Below are 17395 nucleotides of genomic sequence, written 5' to 3' on the forward strand. Positions count from 1 at the left end.
ATATCTTTGCGTGTACGTACACGATAAAATTGTATCTTTAGAATAAATACACCTTTTAGACCTAAAAAATAACAAATGAGTCAAAAATTTAATTTACAAAGCAAAGTAGCTGTTATAACCGGAGGAGCCGGTGTTCTTGGAGGTTCTATAGCTGAAAATTTAGCTGATTCCGGAGTTAAAATTGTTATTCTGGACAGAAGTCAGGAAGCCATTGATGGTAAAGTAAAAGCCATAAATGATAATGGTGGTGAAGCTATTGGTTTTGAAACTAATGTTTTAGATAAAGCAACCCTGGAAAAAAACAGAACAGACATTTTAAAACACTTTGGGAAAATTGATATCCTCCTAAATGCCGCCGGAGGCAATATGCCGGGAGCCACCATTGGCCCGGACCAAACAATTTTCGATTTAAAGATGGAAGATTTTCAAAAGGTAACCGATTTAAACCTGAACGGAACTGTTTTACCTTCCATAGTATTCGGAGAAGTAATGGCAAAGCAAGGTGAAGGTTGTATTGTTAACTACTCCTCTATGACTGTTGAAAGAGCCATAACAAGAGTGGTTGGATATTCGGCCTCTAAAGCAGCCATGGAGAATTTTACACGTTGGATGTCCGTTGAAATGGCTACAAAATTTGGAGGGAAAATTAGGGTAAACGCTATCGCTCCCGGGTTTTTCATAGGTAATCAAAATCGCAGATTACTGACCAATGAAGATGGAAGCTATACAGACCGTGGTAATACAATAATCAATAATACACCAATGAAACGCTTTGGAGAGGCGGAAGAACTAAATGGGGCCATTCATTTTTTATGTAGTGAGGCTGCAAGTTTTATTACGGGAATAGTCATTCCAATAGATGGTGGTTTTAGCGCTTTTAGTGGTGTTTAAAAATATAATATTAAAAAAAATGGAACAAACTTGGAGATGGTACGGGCCAAATGACCCGGTAACTTTGTCAGACATAAAACAAGCGGGAGCTACAGGTGTGGTTTCAGCATTACATCATATCCCCAATGGAGACATCTGGACCATTGATGAAATACAAAAACGAAAAGACATAATTGAAAGCGCCGGATTGAATTGGAGCGTTGTAGAAAGTATTCCCGTTCATGAAAATATTAAAACAAGGTCAGGAAACTTTCAAGTCTATATTGCGAACTACAAGAAGAGTATTGAAAACCTGGCTAAATGTGGGGTGAACATAGTATGTTATAATTTTATGCCTGTATTGGATTGGACACGTACGGATTTAGGTTTTGAAGTTGAAGATGGTTCCAAAGCATTACGCTTTGATGTTGTTGCCTTTGCGGCTTTCGAGTTATATTTGTTAAAACGCCCCGGGGCAGAAAGCGAGTATTCGGAAGAGCAACAAAAGGTCGCAAAAGTGTACGCAGATAATTTATCGGAAGAGGCAAAACAAAAGCTTATAAATAACATTATAGCCGGACTACCGGGAGCAGAAGAAGGCTATACCTTAGAACAGTTTCAGAGTGTTTTAGATACGTATAATGATATAAGTGATCAAACACTCCGAGAAAATTTGGTTGCTTTTTTAAAGGAAATCATACCTGTTGCTTCCCAAAATGAAGTGCTTATGTGTATTCATCCGGATGATCCGCCATTCCCGATTTTGGGGCTTCCCAGAGTAGTAAGTACCGAAGATGATTATGCCTATTTGTTCGATAACGTACCCGATAGGGCTAATGGTATAACATTTTGTACGGGATCATTAGGCGTAAGGGCAGATAATAATTTGGTGCAAATATTTAAAAGATTTGCCGACCGTGCTCACTTCCTTCATTTGAGAAGTACCCAACGTGACGCGTATGGGAATTTTTATGAAGCCAATCATCTAGAGGGGGATGTAGATATGTATGCCGTAGTTAAAGAGATTCTTATCGAGGAGAAAAGAAGACGATCGAACGGATATAAAGATGCCACAATTCCTGTGAGACCAGATCACGGTCATCAGATGCTGGATGACTTACAGAAGAAAACAAACCCGGGGTATTCCGGAATTGGTAGATTAAGAGGGTTGGCAGAACTGAGAGGTTTAGAATTTGGTATTTCAAAATCGATATAAATTGAATTAAGAGTGAGTATTTCGTTATTTGATATAAAAGGAAAAAATGCATTGGTAACCGGAAGCACCCATGGTCTGGGTATGGCCATGGCACGTGGGTTAGGGTTGGCTGGTGCTAACATTATAGTTAATGGTAACTCTTCGCAGGAAAAAATTGATAAAGCTGTTGCTCAATATAAAAGCGAGGGCATTAATACCACAGGCTACAAGTTTAATGTAACCAGGGAAGAAGAAGTGATTTCGGCTATTGCCCAAATAGAAACAGAGGTTGGGCAAATAGATATATTAGTCAATAATGCGGGAATAATAAAAAGAACACCGCTTATTGAAATGGAGGTTTCCGATTTTAAAGAAGTTATAGATGTTGATTTGGTCAGCCCTTTTATTGTTTCTAAACACGTTGTAAAAGGTATGATAGCCAGAAAAGAAGGTAAAGTGATTAACATTTGCTCCATGATGAGTGAATTAGGACGTAACGGCGTAGGCGCTTATGCAGCCGCTAAAGGAGGGCTTAAAATGCTAACCCAAAATATGGCAACTGAATGGGCAAAACATAATATTCAGGTAAATGGCATTGGACCGGGTTATTTTGCAACATCTCAAACAGCCCCGATTAGAGTTGACGGTCACCCGTTTAATGGCTTTATAGTAAACCGAACACCGGCTGCCAAATGGGGAGATCCAAGTGATTTAGCCGGAGCAGCCATATTTTTATCATCAAAAGCCAGTGATTTTGTTAATGGACATGTCTTGTATGTTGATGGCGGAATTCTGGCAACAATAGGAAAACCATCAAATGAATCATAAAAACTTTATAACCGATAATTTTTTGCTTCAGTCTAAAGAGGCTGAAACACTCTACCATGAGTATGCCAAATCCATGCCTATTATTGATTATCACAATCATTTATCACCAAAGCAAATAGCTGAAAACAAGCCATTTAGAAATATTACAAAAGCCTGGTTAGGAGGTGATCATTACAAGTGGCGGGCCATGCGGACCAATGGTGTTGATGAGGCCTTAATTACTGGGGATACTTCTTCCCTTGAAGACAAATTTAAAACCTGGGCCGAAACGGTTCCATATACGTTAAGAAATCCGTTGTTTCACTGGACGCATTTAGAATTGAAACGCTACTTTGATATAGATGATATTTTGCAGCCAGGTACAGCCAATGATATTTATAAAAAAGCAAATGCTGTTTTAGCCGTTAAAACACCGGCCGACATATTACAAGATATGAATGTTGAAGTTGTTTGTACTACAGATGATCCTATAGATAGTTTAGAGTATCATAAACAAATTGCAGAACTAAATATTTTCACTAAAGTATACCCCTCCTTCAGGCCGGACAAATTGTTCCTTATTAATGAATCAAGTTTTCCGGACTACATAGAGAAATTGGAAGCTTGCGCAGAATGTTCCATTCATACGATTACAGATTTACTGAAAGCCATAGAAAATAGAATGGATTTCTTTGCTTCTCACGGATGTAAGGTTTCGGATTATGGACTGGAACAAATATATGTGGTAGATTTTGCAGAAGCTGAAGCTGATCAGGTTTTTAAAAAGAGATTGTCCGGTAAAATGTTATCAAATGAAGAATCGGAAATTTATTGTTCATTTTTACAGTACAATTTTAGCAAGTTGTATCATAAAAAAGGTTGGATCCAACAATTTCACCTGGGAGCCATAAGGAATAATAATAGACGCTTAGGCACCCTGTTAGGAAATGATTCCGGATGTGATTCTATTGGTGATTTCACCTATGCCAAAGCTATGTCTAAGTTTTTTAATAGATTAGACTATGAAGGCGTTTTAACCAAAACCATTTGCTATAACCTAAACCCAACGCAAAATGAAGTATTTGCTACCATGATGGGGAATTATAGCGAGGTTGGTATTCCCGGAAAAATGCAATTTGGAACCGGATGGTGGTTTTTAGATCAGAAAGATGGTATGGAAAAGCAAATGAATACGCTGTCAAACATGGGGTTGTTAAGTCGGTTTGTTGGTATGTTGACTGATAGCCGTAGCTTTTTGTCTTTTCCGAGACATGAATATTTTAGACGTATTTTATGCAATATGATTGCAGATGATTTGAATAATGGCCTGGTGCCGGATGATATTGATTTTCTGGGGAAAATGATTCAGGATATTTGCTATAATAATGCTAAAAACTATTTCAATTTTGAATAGTATGAACTATAAAAATACAATCGATTGTATTTTTACTATATTTGTAGATAATCAACTTAAAAACTAAACTAATTTTTCAGTATGAACCATAAATTTCTTTTAGTACTGTTTTTGTCGTTGGGGCTCATTTCATGTAATAAGCGTTCAGATAAAAAAGTGCTCTATTTAGGCCATACACTTCCCCAAACACATCCGGTTCATAAGGGGATTGTAGAGTTTCAAAAAGCATTGGCTAAAAAATCTGACGGGACGCTAACCATTAAAATTTTTCCTGACGGCCAATTAGGTTCAGAACGTGAAGTGGTAGAATTACTTCAAATAGGAAGTGTAGCGATTACCAAAGTAAGTGCTGCAACCATGTCGAACTTTGTTCCGGATTACCACGTTTTTGGTATCCCCTATTTGTTCAGGGACAAACAACATATGTTCGATGTTTTAGAAGGAGCTATTGGGAAATCAGTTTTAGAAAAAGGAGAGCAATTTTGGCTTCGGGGCTTATGTTACTATGATGCGGGAAGCAGAAGTTTTTATACCGCCAGCAAAGCGGTAAGAACCCCGGAAGACCTGCACGGATTAAAAATCAGGGTGATGAACAACCAGATGGCCATCAATATGGTTAATGCCCTGGGGGGTTCTGCCACACCTATGGCCTATGGTGAATTATATACCGCTATTCAACAAGGGGTAGTTGATGGTGCCGAAAATAATCCACCTTCGTTTGTGTCATCCAACCATTATGAGATTAGTAAGTACTACACTTTAGACGAACATTCTTCGATTCCCGATGTATTACTCATTGGAACCAAACAATGGGAAAAATTGTCGGACCAGGAGAAAATTTGGGTACAGGAAGCCGCCAATGAATCGGCCCAGGCCCAAAAACAATTTTGGAAGGAATCTGTTGAAGACTGTATGAGAATAGTAAAAGAAGCTGGTGTAGAAGTCATCATTCCGGAAAAATCATTATTTGCTGATAAATCTAAATCCGTTTTAGAAGAGTTTAAGAAGGAACACCCTGAACTTGCAGATATAGTTAAAGACATTAAATCACAATAGAACATGAGCACATCCAATTCCTTATTTAACAAAGTCGTTAGGTTTATGGAAATATTCCTGATTGTCATATTTGCACTTCTTGTGTTTGACGTGCTGTTTCAGGTATTTTCAAGGTATGTGTTAAAAGGGTCTTTTACGTGGACCGAAGAACTTGCCAGATTTTCATTGATTTGGATGTCTATTCTTGGTGCTGCTTACCTTAACGCCAAAAGGGAACACCTGTCTATGGATTTTCTGTACCAAAAGTTTTCAGATGCCACAAAGAAAAAGGTGTCTATTATCATTGAGATACTAATTTTTCTGTTCGCCTTGATTGTTATGGTTATAGGTGGAAGTAACTTAGTTTACACCACATTACATTTAGGGCAATTATCTGGTACCCTACGTATTCCATTAGGATATATTTACGCCATTTTACCATTTAGCGGACTGCTGATTATGTGGTTTTCTATATATCACATTTCTAGAATTTACAAAAACCAAATAACCGACTAACCATGAGCATTGAAGTTTTAAGTATCATCGTATTATTTGCAAGTTTCTTTTTCTTATTGATGCTCAAGGTCCCTGTGGCATACAGTATCGGTATCTCGACTACTTTGAGCCTTTTATTAAACATTGATAAAATGCCCGGGCTGACCACCATTGCCCAACGTATGACAACGGGTATAGACAGTTTTGCTCTGTTGGCCATTCCGTTTTTTGTATTGGCTGGAGAGATTATGAAACAGGGGGGGATAGCCAATAGGCTTATTAATTTTGCCAAATCTTTAGTAGCCAGCCTGCCCGGTGGTCTGGCTTATGTAAATGTTTTGGCTTCTATGTTATTCGGGGCCATATCAGGATCTGCCGTTGCCGCAACCTCGGCCATAGGAAGTATCATGACGGACCGTATGGAAGAAGAAGGGTACCCGAGAGCGTTTTGTGCTTCTGTAAATATTACCTCTTCAACAACAGGCTTATTGATACCTCCCAGTAATATTTTAATTGTATACGCACTTGCAAGTGGTGGAGCAGCATCAGTAGCAGCCCTGTTTATTGCGGGGTATTTGCCTGGTATCCTGTTGGGGCTGGCTTTAATAGGATATATAGTTTTTGTTGCTGTGAAAAGGAAATTTATTAGAGGACAGAGAGCTACCTTAAAAGAGATATGGAATCATTTTAGGAAAGCTTTTTTTAGCCTGTTGATGCTCGTAATCGTTGTAGGCGGTATCGTTGTTGGTATATTTACGGCCACTGAGGCTTCGGTGATTGCCGTGTTGTATGCCGCAGTATTAGCTTTGATTTATAAAAGTGTCACAATAAAGAGTTTTCCAAATATCTTACTCAACAGTGCCAAGACCACAGCAGTGGTGATGTTCTTGATCTGCACGTCCATGGCCATGAGCTGGCTGTTCTCTTTTGAAAGCATTCCGGAACTTATGAGCGGATTCCTGTTGGAACAGTTCAGTAGTAAGTTTGCCATATTCCTGGTAATTAACATGACCCTGTTGATCGTGGGAACGTTTATGGACATGACACCGGCCGTATTGATCTTTACGCCCATTTTTTTACCGGTTGTAATGGCTCTTGGCATGGATCCTGTACATTTCGGGATTGTCCTGGTACTTAATCTATGTGTTGGATTGTGTACGCCTCCGGTGGGTACCATCCTCTTTGTGGGTAGTGGTATTGCCAAGGTCTCGGTATCCCAGGTGGTCAAACCACTATTACCGTTCCTGTTTATAATGGTACTCGTGCTCATGCTCATTACGTATATCCCGGAAATTTCCATGTGGTTACCCAGATTATTTGATTTGTAGAAGTTTTAATAATGTATTTACCGATTTAGATTACATGTTCTAACAATCTTTTTCAATTTTATTATGTGCATTTTAGCTTTTTACTACAGAAAAGCTACACCTGAATTCGGGCTTTATTAAATCTTGTTATATTTATTCTTAAAGTCATTAATTTAAAGCATGCAAAAGATCTTTACATACCTTTTTCTTTTAAATTGTATTTGTGGTGTAAAGGCTCAAAATAATACTTTTGTATTTAACCATTTATCTACTGTTGACGGGCTTTCTCAAAGTTCTGTAATTGCAATGCATCAAGATCATTTAGGTCAAATGTGGATTGGTACACGTGATGGATTAAATAAATATGACGGAACAAAATTTACCATTTACAGAAACCAGGTTGATAACCCCCTTTCAATTAGTAGTAACGATATTTTAGCTATTCAAGAGGACGAAAGTGGTTATTTATGGATAGGGACTTATAATGGGCTGAACCGATATAACCCTAAAACAAATCAGTTTACCAGATATTTTCATGGTCAGGGTAGTAATTCTTTATGTAATAATAATGTATGGACTATCAATACATTATCAAATGGTGAAGTTTGGATAGGCACTTCGGAGGGACTTTCGGTTTATCATAAATCTACTAACACTTTTACTAATTATTTAATTAAATCTGATAACAGAAATAGTAGCTGGGTGATGTCAATTTTAGAAACAAAAGCCGGAGATGTTTTTGTTGGTACAAGGGCAGGGCTGTTCAAATCCAATATACATGTTTCTAATTCCAAATTTGAAATTTTACCGAATACCAAAAACCTATATGTTCAGGATTTAGTTGCGTATGATAAAGACACTATTTTAATTGCCTCCCGGGATAAAGGTGTACTTAGCTACAACATATCTCAAAACACATTTGGTTCTTTTTCGGAAAAAGGTGGTACAAATGATAATAGTGAAAATGTAAGACAGTTACTATTTGATAATAGAGGAAGGCTTTGGTTAGGCACTTACAACGGGTTAAAGATAGTTAGTAAAAACAAAGATGTTGTGACTTTAAGGGCAAACCTTGATGATAAAAAGAGTTTAAGTAAAAATTCCATAAAATCGTTATTCAAGGACAAAAAAGGGTCTATATGGATAGGCACTTATTACGGAGGCATCAACCTTTGGGATGAGGCCAATGGGAATTTTAGAAACATGACTCAAAATAAGGCAGGCAAGGGCTTGAACTACTCGGTGGTGAGTTCTATTGAAAACTATGGAGACGATATTTTTTTAGGAACCGAAGGAGGTGGTATTAATGTTTGGAATAAACAAACCAATACATACGAATATATAGATCAAAGCAACTCTCTCCTACGTGATAATAACATTAAAGCTTTAAAGCTTTTAGATGATCATATGCTATGGATAGGTACGTTTGAAAGCGGTGTAGAACTGTACAACATAAAATCAAAAAAAATTGAAACAAACCGCTTACCCAATGAACTACTAGGTTTGTTAAGTAATGTTGGTGTATATGCTATTAAGAAGGATGCTTTACAAAATGTTTGGATTGGTACTTTTGGAATAGGCTTGTTAAAGTTTAATCTGAACTCCCGAAAAGTTCAGAGGTTTTATTATTCAAATGAAAATACAAGCTCCTTATCCAGTAATTTTATACGGACTATTTGTGTAGATACAGCTAATAATATTTGGGTAGGCACAGAAAAAGGCCTGAACAAAATTACATCTGAAGGCTCGATAACAAATTATTTTTATGATGAGAAGTTACAATACGGAGACGATATTTTATCCGTTTATCAGGATACTTCCGGGAACATCTGGGTAGGAACAAAGTCCAAAGGGTTATACAGGTACAATGGCAATAATTTTAACACCGTCAATTTATCTGTAAATAATAAATCTGTGTCATTAGTGCATAGTATTCTGGAAGATGAGACTCAGCAGCTATGGATAAGCACGAATCAGGGCATCCTAAAATTCAATCCCCGTAATAATAATGTTAAGCTATATAATCAGACCGATGGGTTGATCAGTAACGAGTTTAACGATAATGCCAGTTTAAAAGTTGGTGAATCTCAATTCTTTTTTGGTGGTCCTGCCGGTGTTGCTTACATTGATGCGAATAATCTAACCACCAATACTTATGCCCCTCAAGTTATTTTGACCGATTTCAATATCCGGGAAAATGATGTGGAACCAAACAACACCGGTAAGGTATTGGAATATACATTACCTTATACAAGTGATGTTGGATTATCTCATACCCAGGGAAATTTTAATATTTCGTTCTCCATTCCAAACTTCATTAATTCCAGCAACAACAAGTATAAGTATAGGTTAAGAGGTTTAGAGAAAGAATGGAACTTGACCACTAATAATTCAGCATCGTATACTATTCAAAATCCGGGCAATTACATTTTTGAAGTTATTGGAGCCAATAATGATAACATTTGGAATGAAACTACCACACAATTAAATATTCATGTTGCTCCGGCCCCATGGAGGACCTGGTGGGCTTTTACAATTTATGGCCTCCTGATTTTGGGAGCACTATATTTTCTTTTCAATATTTTAAAGTCTAAAACAAAGCTAAAGCATGAACTGGAATTGGAACATATTGAGACAGAAAGAACAAAAGAAATAAATAAAACCAAACTGGAATTCTTTACCAATATATCTCATGAGTTTAGAACACCACTGGCACTAATATTAGGACCGCTTAATCAAATTATTGAGGACTATCGCGGGAGCAGTAAAATGTATAAAAAGCTGCTTGTTATAGAAAACAGTGCCAATCATTTATTACAGCTGATAAACAGATTGATGGACTTTAGAAAGTTTGAAAATAAACTGTTTAGTCTGGAGGCCGCAGAAGGCAATATTGTTAAATTTTTAAAAGAAATTTACCTGTCTTTTACCGAATATGCCAGAAATGGTGGGTATGACTTTAATTTTATTTGCGATGAAGAAGACATTTTGGTGTATTATGACCGAAATAAATTAGAACGCGTTTTCTATAACCTCATATCAAATGCTTTTCGATATACACCAGAGGGTGGGCAAATCACCATCCGGGTAAAAAAGCATGACAAGAACGTAGTTATCAATGTTGAAGATTCCGGGGTAGGGATAGCACAGGAATATCAGGACAAAATTTTTGAACGGTTTTTTGAAGTAGCCGTTAACAATAAACCGGACGGTAACTATAATAAAGGTACCGGCATAGGTTTGTCAATAGCTAAAAATATTGTAGATCTGCACAAGGGAGCAATAACAGTTAAGAGTAATGAAAATAATAGTGGCTCCATATTTTCTGTGTCTTTGCTTTTAGGGCGTGCTCATTTAAGTGAAACAGAAATTTTACAGAATTTTAAATTTAGTGATGACATATCCCAATACGTTAAACAACTTGAAGAACCCAATGTTATCATTGAAGATGACATAGCCGATCTTAATGAAGCTGAAAAAGCTACCATCCTTTTGGTTGAAGATAATAAGCCATTAAGAAAATTTATAAAGGAACTGTTAAAAAATCAATATAATGTCATAGAGGCCGAGAATGGTAAAGTGGCTTTTAAAAAAGTAAAAAAGGAATCTCCGGATCTTATTGTAAGTGATGTTATAATGCCTGAAATGACAGGTACGGAACTTTGTACGGCCGTTAAGGAAGAATTAAAAACAAGTCACATTCCTATTATTTTATTAACCTCTCGCACCTCTTTGATCTATAAACTGGATGGATTGGAAAGCGGAGCTGATGATTATATAAGCAAGCCTTTTGATGTTAAAGAATTTAAACTTCGGATTAAGAACGTATTACAAACGAGAGAAAAATTAAAACAAAAATTCGCATCCAATGAAGGGCTTTTGCCAAACGAGGTCCTGGTATCATCGTTTGATGAAACGCTTTATCAAAAAGCACTTAAAATAGTTAAAGAAAATATCAGTAATGAGCAATTTGATATCACCTCATTCTGTTCCGATTTAGGTGTTAGCAGGACTATGTTGTTTACAAAAATAAAGGCATGGTCAAACTTCACGCCTAATGAATTTATTCTCCATTTTAGAATGAAGCGTGCTGCACAGCTTTTAGAGCAGGGAAAACTCAATGTTTCTCAAATTTGTTACAACGTAGGATTCAAAAACCCGAAATATTTTAGCAAGTGTTTTCAAAAGAAATACGGAGAAACTCCCACGCAATACGCAGATAAGTTTTCGAATTAAGTTTTGATCACATTACAATGTGCTGACAATCAATATATTGTACTTTTATATACCCATTTCTGTATTTCTATACCCTTGAATTCCACTAGTTTTAGGTGATGAAAAATATCAAACCGAAAATTAATTATTTAGTGGTCATTCTTATATCAATTATAGTTGGCTTTAGTTTGTTTATTATTTATCTCATCTAACTTAAATATTTGCTAAAACTAATTTAACAATGAAAAAAATGAAACAATTAAAAGGAACACTTTTCCTGGTTTTAAGCTTTTGTTTTGTGCTTAGTGTAACCGCTCAAAACAAAACTATTTCAGGTAAAGTTACATCCCAATCAGATGGTATGGCATTACCTGGTGTAAATGTTGTAGTAAAGGGAACTACGGTTGGTGCTGCAACAGATTTTGATGGTAATTATACTATTAATGTATCTAACAATGAGGCAGCACTTGTATTTAGCTATGTAGGCTATGTTACACAAGAAATTGTGGTCGGTTCTAAGAGCGAAATCAATGTAGCACTAGTAGAAGATGCGGCTAGTTTAGACGAAGTTGTTGTGGTAGGTTACGGAACACGAAAAAAGAGCGATGTTACCGGTGCCGTATCATCGGTTAAATCAGAAGAATTAAATGCATTCCCTTTATTGAATGCAGAACAGGCGCTTCAGGGGCGCGCCGCCGGTGTGGTTGTTCAATCCAATAATGGTGGCGAACCGGGAGCTCCTATCAATATAAAAATTAGGGGGAATACTTCTATTAATGCCAGCAGCGCACCTCTTATTGTTGTGGATGGTTTTGTAGGGGCCGTAATGCCACAGCCAAATGACATTCAATCCATAGAGGTCTTAAAAGATGCATCGGCAACCGCCATATATGGATCCAGAGGGTCAAATGGTGTTGTATTAGTAACTACAAAAAAAGGGAAAAGTGGTAGATTATCTGTTGAATTGAATTCTAATTATTCCATTCAAAATACAGCCAATGAACTCGATTTATTAAATGCTGATGAATTTGCAGCATATCAGACAGCCATAAACCCCGGTTACATTCAAGGGCCTGCAAATACAGATTGGCAAGACTTATTGTATAGAACAGGGAGTACCCAGAACCATCAATTTTCTTTTTCAGGAGGGAGTGATAAAATGAACTTCTATGCTTCGGCAAATTATTTTAAACAGGAAGGGGTTATTATAAATTCTGAATTTGAGAGAGTGTCTTTCTTATCAAATATTGACGCACAGGTAACCGATAAATTAAAATTAGGCCTTAATCTTTTTGGAAGCAGGGGAAATAAAGATGGGGTTCCTACCCAATCAACCGGTGAAACAGCCAACGGTGGTGGCGATGACGTGGTTTCATTAATGTTCAGGTTTGCTCCGGATCTAGGTATATTAGATGAAAACGGTTTAAATACAATTAATGGTGTAGGTGATGACGTTGATAACCCGTATGCCGTTGCTACCGAAGGTGTAAATGAAATCAAAACGGATAATTACAGGGCAAACTTATATGCTAATTATGATATCTTAGAAAACCTTACGTTTAAAACTACCTTTGGTTTCAGTACGGCCAATGGAACAGAAGGCATTTTTAGGCCCTCAACTTTGATAACAACAGCAGGAGGAAGTACCGGCGGAAGAGCAACGATTGCAAACTTTAAGAGAACAAACCTGTTAAGTGAAAATTACCTGACTTATACCAAAGAAATAGGAAAAGGTAATTTAACTTTACTGGCCGGTTATTCTTATCAAAAAAGGTCTACAGATAGATTTTCAGCAGGTGCTGAAGGATTTACATCTGATTCTTTTTCTTATTTTAATTTAGGATCGGGGTCTACACAATTAATACCAACCTCCTCTTTTACGGAATCAGAAATTCAATCGCAATTCGGAAGATTAAATTTCGATTATGATGATAAATACCTGATCACAGCTACCGTAAGACGCGATGGGGCCTCAAATTTTGCCAAAAATGAAAAGTATGCGATTTTCCCATCTGGTGCCATAGCCTGGAAAATATCAAATGAAGACTTTTTAAAAGACAGTGAAAAAATCTCAAATTTAAAACTAAGGGTTAGCTATGGTGTAACCGGTAACCAATCTATTGATGCTTACGAATCATTAGCAAGTTTTGGTTCGGTTTTCACACCTATTAACGGAGGCACCGTAATTAATGTTACGCCAAACCAAGTTGCCAATCCGGATTTAAAATGGGAGTCTTCCTATCAAACCAATATTGGTGTTGATTTAGGGTTATTCAAAAACAAAATTTCACTGTCGTTAGACTATTATAACATAGATACCAAAGATCTTATAATTCAAGATTCCAGTCAGCCGGAATATCTTGGATTCCTGAATCCGGCAAGTTTAAGAAATGTTGGTGAGGTTAATAACAAAGGATTTGAAATTTCTTTAAATACAAGAAATATAACGAACGAAGACTTTAGCTGGACTACAGATTTTAACTGGTCTACTAATAAAAATGAATTTGTTACCCTGTTAGATGGTCAGGATATATTCCAGGATGCCTCTCCGGGTTATTTTAACATCCCTCGAACGCATGTTTTAAGAGAAGGCGAAGCTGTAGGTGTTTTTTGGGGCTATGAGTATCGCGGTGTTTACCAGGGAGGTGATTTCCCGGCAGGGACAGCCATTCTTGATGGTGCTGAAGCAGGAGACCAGTTGTTTACAGATATAGATGGCAGTGGAGATATTACTACCGATGACCAAAAGATCATTGGTGACCCTAATCCGGATTGGACCATGGGTATTACAAATAACTTTACTTATAAAAACTTTGATTTAAACATCTTCTTTCAGGGATCTCACGGCGGAGATGTCATGAATCTAACAAATGTACAGTTGTTCAACGGTGATTCTAATGCCACCAGAGATGTATTGAACTCCTGGACACCATCAAATACTAACACGAACATACCTCGTGCTAAACTTAGAGGGAAACAAATTACGTCCCGCTTCGTGGAAGATGGCAGTTATATTAGATTAAAGAATATAGCTTTAGGTTATAATTTACCTGAAGACATTACTAAAAAGTTAGGTATGGCTAGCGTACGACTAGCAATCAGTGCGCAGAATTTATTGACTATTACGGATTATTCCGGTTTAGATCCCGAAGTAAGTTACGGTGTTGTTGGTCAGGGAAGCGAAGCCAGTAATACCACTAATGGATTTGATTTTGGAAATTACCCAACAGTGCAATCGGTTAATTTTAGTGTTAATGTAAAATTTTAAAAAAGAAATAAGATGAAAACGTACAAATATATATTCTTATTGATAGGGCTATCAATATTCGGTTGTTCGGACCTGGAAGAAGAACCGGTAGGTTTATTGTCTCCGGATGGGTTTTTTAATACGCCTAAGGACATCCAAACAGCGGCAAACGCAGCTTATGGGCACATGACCCATGAAGATTTTTGGGGAAGAAAAATGTCTTTAACAATTATGTTACGTGGAGATATGGTTGATATTGGTGACCCAACAACCTCCACCAGAAGAATTGAGCACAATGATTTTAACGTTCCGGCAGACAATGGCATGATCTCGGGTTATTGGCTTAGAGTATATCAAATTATAGCGGCTGCTAATCAAGCTATTGCAGGGGCCGAATCAGTAGATGCGGCAGACGACGTTAAAAACCCGGTCACCGCACAAGCATATTTTGCCAGAGCGTTTGCTTATTTTCATTTAGTAAGGCAGTTTGGAGATATTCCCTATTTAACTGAACCGATAACAGATTTAAGCGCATCAAGTTCTATTGGCAAAACATCTGCTGCCGAAGTATACAACAACATTATTGCAGATTTAGAATTTGCTAAAACATGGTTACCTAATACGCAGGAAGCCAGATCCATCCCTGCTAAATCAGCGGCTCACTCCTATTTAGCTTTAGTGTATTTAACTATAGGAGATTATCAAAAGGCCTATGATGAAGCTAAAGGGGTTATTGATAATGAAGGGACCTATAACTTAGGTCTGGAACCTGATTATCAGGACTTGTTTGATGCCACTAAAATTGACGGCTCTATGGAACCAATATTCGCTTTGGACTTCATTGGAGCCAGTGACGGAGATGACGGTAGAGATTATCAGGCGGCATTAACAGGCATTAGAGCTGATGAGCAATACGGTATCGGAGGCGGTTGGTCTGTTGCCGTACCTTCTCTTGAAGTATACAATACCTGGGATGGCAGAGACTATAGAAAAGCTGTTAGTCTTGATACAACGGGCGTTTTTAATGGCAATGTAGAACCTTATACCATTTTCAGGGATTTCCATAGTAGGGCTGTTAATCGTCCGCACATTGCAAAATATACACGAATCACCGGTGGAGCAGCCACCAATAACGGTAGAGGTTCCAATCATAATTATTCTATGATGCGTTACGCAGAAGTACTGTTAATTGCGGCTGAAGCATTGAATGAAATTAATCCGGGAGCCGCAGAGGCCTACGATTATATTAACAGAGTTAGAGCGCGTGCCAGAAACAGTAATGGTGTAACATCAGGTTTATATCCCCAAGATGTGGCAACAGGACTTACCCAGGAAGCGTTTAGGGATTTAGTTTTGGAAGACCGTAAATGGGAGCTTGCCTTTGAGTTTAAAAGATGGTATGACATTGCCAGACGAAAAATGGGATCCGAAGTATTTAGTGCCTCAGGATTAGAAGGGTTTAAGGAGAATTTTGATCCGAATCAAGATTACTTATTTCCATTACCTGCCGATGAGCTGGCAAGAAATCCAAACTTGGAACCTCAAAATCCCGGGTACTAAAAAATAGTTGTTTGTATGTTTAGAGTTAGTTGTTTCGTTATAGGGTTTACATGGCTTTTTATAGCCTGTAAGCCCAATAATGACAAGGGTAAGAATATATCTCTATCTGAAGAACAGATTGATAGTCTGCTTCAAATAAGGTATTCCAAACTATTAGACTATAAACTTGATTCAACCGCATTTGCGCGTAGTTATAACCCAAAAACGGCTACCATAAAAAAAGTACCTTCCAAAGATTGGACCAGTGGTTTTTTCCCGGGAAATCTTTGGCAAATATATATGTTAACGGGTGATGAAGCTTTTAAAAACAAAGCTAAAGCCTGGACTGCGTTTATTGAAAAGGAAAAATATAATGACAGAACCCACGATATGGGGTTTAAAGTGTTTTGCAGTTTCGGCAATGGTTTAAAAGTTGAAGATAATCAGGATTATAAGGACATCATTGTAAAAAGCGCCCAAACATTGTCGACTCGATTTAATGAAAATGTTGGGAGTATCCGTTCCTGGGATTTTAATAAAGACGTATGGCAGTTTCCTGTAATTATTGATAACATGATGAATTTAGAGCTTTTGTTTGAAGCTACTAAGATATCAGGCGATAGTACCTTTCATAAGATAGCCGTAAAACATGCGAATACAACCTTAAAAAATCATTTTAGAAAAGATGGAAGTACTTGGCACGTATTAGATTATGATACCATTTCGGGGCAGGTTAGAGCGCGTGCAACTCATCAAGGAATTGGTGATGACTCTGCCTGGTCCCGTGGCCAAGGGTGGGCCATTAATGGTTTTACTATGGTTTACAGATATACTAAGGACAAAAAGTATTTAGATCGAGCCGTAGCAACTGCTAATTACTTTATAAATCATGAAAGGTTGCCCAAAGATGGCATCCCGTTCTGGGATTTTGATCACCCTGAAATACCAAATGTATCACGTGATGTATCGGCCGCTGCCATCGTGGCTGCCGCGCTGGTTGAATTATATCAATATACTGAGAATGAAGCTTTCCTGAATTATAGCAATAAGGTTGTTCAAAGTTTAAGGTCAAGACATTATATCCTGTCAGAAGATTTAGATATTCCATTTATTTTGGATCATAGCTTTGGCGATTGGTCTCATAAGGAAGAAATGGATGAACCTATAGTTTATGGCGACTACTATTTTTTGCAAACACTTATAAGGTTAAAAGCATTAAAACAAACTTCACTCTAAATAAACACACCAAATTCAAGTGGTTATTTAGTGTC

The 17395-nt window shown here is 37.4% G+C and carries 11 protein-coding genes; all 11 read left to right on the plus strand.

The features are described from left to right. Positions 1–75: 75 nt before the first annotated feature. The 11 genes from Q0983_RS07430 (at position 76) to Q0983_RS07480 (ending at position 17360) form a co-directional block, all read left to right on the plus strand. The gene (locus tag Q0983_RS07430) at positions 76–891 is read left to right on the plus strand and encodes an SDR family oxidoreductase (protein ID WP_299550807.1); all 816 of its coding nucleotides are present in this window, start codon (positions 76–78) and stop codon (positions 889–891) included. Between the two features lie 19 nt (positions 892–910). Further along, on the plus strand, positions 911–2086 hold the full coding sequence (gene uxuA, locus Q0983_RS07435; protein WP_299550809.1) for a mannonate dehydratase: 1176 nt from the start codon (positions 911–913) through the stop codon (positions 2084–2086). A 12-nt stretch (positions 2087–2098) separates the two neighbouring features. Continuing rightward, positions 2099–2893: a gluconate 5-dehydrogenase gene (locus tag Q0983_RS07440; RefSeq protein ID WP_299550811.1), complete on the plus strand. Its 795-nt coding sequence runs from the start codon at positions 2099–2101 to the stop codon at positions 2891–2893. Continuing rightward, positions 2883–4286 carry a glucuronate isomerase gene (gene uxaC / locus Q0983_RS07445; RefSeq protein WP_299550813.1) on the plus strand — a complete coding sequence of 468 codons (1404 nt, stop codon included), beginning with the start codon at positions 2883–2885 and terminating at the stop codon, positions 4284–4286. Before Q0983_RS07440 ends, uxaC begins: the two co-directional genes overlap by 11 nt. An 81-nt stretch (positions 4287–4367) precedes the next feature. Beyond that, positions 4368–5342: a TRAP transporter substrate-binding protein gene (locus Q0983_RS07450; RefSeq protein WP_299550815.1), complete on the plus strand. Its 975-nt coding sequence runs from the start codon at positions 4368–4370 to the stop codon at positions 5340–5342. A 3-nt stretch (positions 5343–5345) separates the two neighbouring features. Beyond that, a complete protein-coding gene (locus tag Q0983_RS07455) occupies positions 5346–5837 on the plus strand; it encodes a TRAP transporter small permease (RefSeq protein ID WP_299550817.1) in 492 nt (163 codons plus the stop codon). Between the two features lie 2 nt (positions 5838–5839). Further along, a complete protein-coding gene (locus Q0983_RS07460) occupies positions 5840–7144 on the plus strand; it encodes a TRAP transporter large permease (protein WP_299550819.1) in 1305 nt (434 codons plus the stop codon). Positions 7145–7303: 159 nt separating this feature from the next. After that, positions 7304–11359 carry a two-component regulator propeller domain-containing protein gene (locus tag Q0983_RS07465; RefSeq protein WP_299550821.1) on the plus strand — a complete coding sequence of 1352 codons (4056 nt, stop codon included), beginning with the start codon at positions 7304–7306 and terminating at the stop codon, positions 11357–11359. 229 nt (positions 11360–11588) lie between these two features. Continuing rightward, positions 11589–14606: a TonB-dependent receptor gene (locus tag Q0983_RS07470; protein ID WP_299550823.1), complete on the plus strand. Its 3018-nt coding sequence runs from the start codon at positions 11589–11591 to the stop codon at positions 14604–14606. 12 nt (positions 14607–14618) lie between these two features. Then, positions 14619–16145, plus strand: a complete 1527-nt coding sequence (locus Q0983_RS07475; protein ID WP_299550825.1) for a RagB/SusD family nutrient uptake outer membrane protein — start codon at positions 14619–14621, stop codon at positions 16143–16145. A gap of 15 nt (positions 16146–16160) precedes the next feature. Next, the gene (locus Q0983_RS07480; protein WP_299550827.1) at positions 16161–17360 is read left to right on the plus strand and encodes a glycoside hydrolase family 88 protein; all 1200 of its coding nucleotides are present in this window, start codon (positions 16161–16163) and stop codon (positions 17358–17360) included. The last annotated feature ends 35 nt before the right edge of the window (positions 17361–17395 follow it).

The organism is Seonamhaeicola sp. (assembly GCF_028281565.1).
GTDB lineage: Bacteria > Bacteroidota > Bacteroidia > Flavobacteriales > Flavobacteriaceae > Seonamhaeicola.